This window comes from Mycobacterium sp. 852002-50816_SCH5313054-b, assembly GCF_001667185.1.
GTDB lineage: Bacteria > Actinomycetota > Actinomycetes > Mycobacteriales > Mycobacteriaceae > Mycobacterium.
This window is the reverse complement of sequence record NZ_LZIC01000143.1, coordinates 1-4,141: the sequence shown is the minus strand read 5'-3', so window position 1 is coordinate 4,141 and position 4,141 is coordinate 1. Positions and strand designations below refer to the sequence as shown.

The 4,141-nt window shown below is 67.1% G+C and carries 4 protein-coding genes and 1 pseudogene; 2 read left to right on the top strand and 3 right to left on the bottom strand.

Annotated elements, in window-relative coordinates; all coding sequences use genetic code 11:
• Nucleotides 1–1,472: Hsp70 family protein (locus tag A5787_RS25860; protein ID WP_066972513.1), on the bottom strand; the 1,472-nt coding region annotated here is incomplete at its 3' end.
• 173 nt (nt 1,473–1,645) lie between these two features.
• Nucleotides 1,646–2,872: a hypothetical protein gene (locus A5787_RS25855; RefSeq protein ID WP_066972510.1), complete on the bottom strand. Its 1,227-nt coding sequence runs from the start codon at nt 2,870–2,872 to the stop codon at nt 1,646–1,648.
• A 38-nt stretch (nt 2,873–2,910) separates the two neighbouring features.
• Between A5787_RS25855 and A5787_RS25850 the strand changes: the two genes are divergently transcribed.
• Both A5787_RS25850 and A5787_RS25845 read left to right on the top strand, forming a co-directional pair.
• Nucleotides 2,911–3,501 (top strand): TetR/AcrR family transcriptional regulator, encoded by a 591-nt coding sequence (locus A5787_RS25850; protein ID WP_066972507.1) that lies wholly within the window; start codon nt 2,911–2,913, stop codon nt 3,499–3,501.
• Nucleotides 3,502–3,505: 4 nt separating this feature from the next.
• Complete coding sequence (locus tag A5787_RS25845; RefSeq protein WP_066972497.1) at nt 3,506–3,979, top strand: nuclear transport factor 2 family protein; 474 nt, start codon at nt 3,506–3,508, stop codon at nt 3,977–3,979.
• Nucleotides 3,980–3,985: 6 nt separating this feature from the next.
• Here the strand turns inward: A5787_RS25845 and A5787_RS27100 are convergent.
• A pseudogene (locus tag A5787_RS27100) lies at nt 3,986–4,141 on the bottom strand (beta-ketoacyl-ACP synthase); the annotation flags it as partial.

The following is a 4,141-nucleotide window of genomic DNA, read 5'->3' as shown; positions in this document are numbered from 1 at the left end:
GGGCTCGGCACCAGCGAGCTGACCGGGGGCGCCGGCAGCGGCGCGACGGTGGGCGCCGGCGGGGTTTGGTGGTTTTCGATGCCCGTCAGCGTGTAGGCCACGCCGCCGATCGCGGTCATCGCGACCGCGGCGCACATCCCGACGATCAACTGCGAGAACCGGAGGCGCCGCAACGGGCTGGGCTTGGGCGGCTCCATCACATTGAGGCGCATGGACCAGCCGGCGGGACCGTCTTCGTCAAAGGCGGCGGGGCTGTAGGGCACCCGCACGTCGTCGCCGAATTCGGTTTGTGACCACGCCAATTCACGGTCGGTGAGCGCGTCGTGGTCGATCACCAGCACATCGCCGGCCGCCAGGTCGACGACGTCGTTGGCGGCGGACGCCGTGAGCAGGCCGATCGAGGTGCGCGTCCGCAGGTCCAGCTCCTCACCGCGCGACGCCAGCTGCAACGCGCCGACGGCGGCGGCCAGGGCGGGCTGCGACGGGCTCACCACCGGCCGGCGGCCGTGCACCGAAAGGCGTTCGGTGACAAGCGGAATGCAGGCCCCACCGCCGACGGTGACCACGGCCGACAGGTCCGCCCAACCCCGCTTGTGGCGGGCCAACATGTCGTCGAACGCATAGATGAATCCGGACAGCCGGTCCTGGATGAGGTCGCCCAGCTCGTCTCGCGTCAGCTTCATGGTGCACCTGCGCCCACCGAGCTCGGCGGCGAATTCGACCGCAGTTTCCGTGGACAGCCGCTCCTTGGCCTCCCGGCACTGCTCGCGAAGCAGCCCTAGCTGGCCGACGCCGGCGGTGCTGGCCGGGTCGATGCCGCTGCCGTGTCCGAGTTCCTCGAAGACCTTGAGCAGCACCGCCTGGTCGATTTCGTCGCCGGAGAAGGCCGCGTAACGCATTGTGGGGCTCACCAGTTCGAAATCACCGGCGAGGCTGACCAGGGTGGCGGACGTGCCGCCGCCGCCGAAGTCGAGCAGCCCGACGACGCCCGTCGCCGCGAGGCACAGTTCCGCGTTCGCCGCCGTCAGCGCCGCGATGGCGTCCGAGACCAGGCGCGGGGCCATGCCGCTGCGCACGAAGCCCAAATGTGTTCGTAAACCGTTGCGTAGCGCCTGCACATTAGCGGGTTTCCAGTACGCCGGAACGGCGATGGAGATTTCCGACGCGGCGGAGTCCGCGCCGGCGGCCACCATCATGGCGTCCAGGGCCTCCACCGTGAGCAGGTCAGGGTCGTGGGCGGAGCCGTCGGGCGACACCAACGCGACCGAGTCCCCGATGCGCTCCACGAAGCCGCGCATCAGCACGCCCGGCTCGTTGAGGGGCGGAGTTTCCGTGTTATGCGGCGGTAGACCGATTTTCGGCGCGCAGTGCGGATACAGGGTCAGCACAGCGCGGCGTGAGACCGGTGGACTTCCGTTACACGCAGCGACCAGGTTCGTGGTCCCGATCGACAACCCGACTGGGTCGTACATAGAGCGAATACTTTCGTCTATAGGGGTCGGTGGCCAGCGTTAACCATAGCCGCGGACACGCGGAAAGCCGATGGCTTGCAATGCCATTGGTATCCGCTCGATGTGAGAGCGTCACCGAATCGGAATCCCAAACCTATTGACAAACCGGTCAGGTGACGCCAAAGTGCGCCGCACTACACCACGGTCAGCGGCAGCGAACGCCTCGGCTGGAACTGAAAGGACGATCCGCCACTGAATTTGGCCACCGAGACCTCCGGCAGTTCGGCTGCGGGGTCATCGGTTTCGACCAGTTCCGCGGTCCAGTCGGTGCCCGTGCCGCTGACCCGAATCGAAAGACGCGGATCGATGGCGCTGGCGATCGCCTGCAGCGGCTGCACGGATTCCGGCGAGCACAGCGAGATCCAGGCGCCGTCGTCGTGCGCCGGGGACCGGTGCACGCGCAGCCGGTTGTCCCCGGTTTCGGCGACGACGTAGCCCGCCGGGTTGAGCAGCGGGTGCAACTCGAACACCTGTCGCGCACCTTCGATCCCGCCGGGGAACTCGAGTGCGCGGTGGATCCGCTCGGCCCCCAGCCCCGCCAGGCCGATGAGGCCGCGGGTGCCGATCGAGACCGCCTGAGCGTCGTCGGCGGCGCGCGCCCGCACCGCGACGGCGAACGACAGATACAGCAGGTGCATCTGCAGGCACACCTCGTCGGCCATGCGGACCAGCGCCGAGTGCGAGAAGGCGCCGAAGTCGAAGTCGGACAGCAAAGGTCCCGAGTAATCCGCCTGTCCCTCGTCGGACCGATCGACGGGATCCAATTCCCAAGTGGCCGCGCGGGTTTGACGAACGATGTCCAGCGCGGGAATGCTCTGCGCCTCGGGATGGGACTCGTCGATGACGACCGTCCAGGCGCAGTGCGGCTCCCGGTCTGCGGGCACCCGCGGCGGCCGGTGGATCGGACGCATCTGCGCGCGGGGGTTAGTCGCGACCGCGGTCGCGTCGAACGTCGGGTCCTCGATGGTGTGGCACATGCCGAAGACGTACTCGTCGCCCATCGGCTCCACGTCGAGCAGCGCGCCGCAGTGGTCGAGCTGGAATTCGCCGTGCCAGCGGTCGTGAAGGGTGTAGCGGAAATCCATGAATTGCGGCGGGGCGCCGATGTCGAGCTGCAGGCCCTTGAAGATGGTGGGCACGTCGACGCCCTCGTAGTTCAGCGCCCGCTGCATGCGCTTGGTGTACACCGGGCTGGCGCCGGCCCACTCCTCGATGGCGATCTGCACCATCTCCTCGCGACCGAATTCCGTGATGCACCACGCCATGCCGGAGCGGTCGATCATGTGACCGATCAACAGCAGTTCGGGGACCAGGACGGACAGCTCCTGACGGGACAACCGCGCGTAACTGGATCGGCTCACCGCACAAAAATAGTCGGCTTTATGTTATAAAGTCAACAATGTCCATTGCCCCCACCCGGCGTACCAGCGCGCCGCGCAAGCGCGGCGACGACACGCGCACCAAGATCATCGATGAGACGGTGCGCTGCATCGTGGAGGAAGGGTTCGCCGCCGCGACCGCCAAGCACGTGGCCGAACGGGCGGGCGTGACGTGGGGGGTCATCCAGTACCACTTCGGGGATCGCAACGGCATGCTCATGGCCGTCGTCGACGACGGCGTGGCCCGGCTGGTCGACAGCCTGTCGTCGGCCAACGTCAGCGAGCTTCCGCTGCGGGAGCGCATCGAGGTCGTCGTCGACACCGCGTGGAGCTGTTACAGCAGCCCGACCTCGATGGCGGCCTTCGAGATCCTGCGCGCCACCCGCGGCGGTCCGGGCGCATCGTCACGGCGCCACCTGCTGGAGATGAACGACGCCATCGGCCAGCTCGGCCGGCTGATCACCGACGACCCCGCCAACACCGGTGTTGCCGAGGTGATTTGGGCCGCCCTGCGGGGCGTGGTGCTGGCCCAGATGGTCACCGGAACCGCGGTCGACTGGAGCCTGGAACGACGCGCCCTGATCGACATGGTTACCCGTATGCTGCAATGACGGGATGACCCCTCATGATGCGGCAGCCGACGTCGAAGCGATCAAACGGCTGAAGTACCGCTACCTACGCGCGCTGGACACCAAGCACTGGGACGACTTCGCCGACACGCTGGCCGAGGACATCAAGGCCGATTACGGGCCGTCGATCGGCAACGAGCTGCACTTCACCAACCGCGCCGACCTGGTGGAGTACATGCGCTCGTCGCTCGGCCCCAATGTGATTACCGAGCACCGGGTGACGCACCCGGAAATCGACGTGACCGGCGACACCGCCACGGGCAGCTGGTATTTGCAGGACCGGGTCATCGTGGCGGACTTCAACTTCATGCTGATCGGCGCGGCCTTCTACCGCGACTCCTACCGGCGCACCGAAGCCGGCTGGAAGATCAGCGGAACCGGCTACGACCGGACCTACGACGCGACAATGTCGTTGGCGGGCTTGGACTTCAAGGTCAAGCCCGGCCGCGCTTTGGCGTAGATCGGTCTAGTACCTGCCGAAGACCATGGCGACGTTGTGGCCGCCGAAGCCGAACGAGTTGTTGATCGCGTAGTTGTAGGCGCCCGGCCGCGGCTTGCCCGCCACCACGTCCAAATCGATCTCCGGATCGAGGTTTTCCAGGTTCAGCGTGGGCGGAACGAT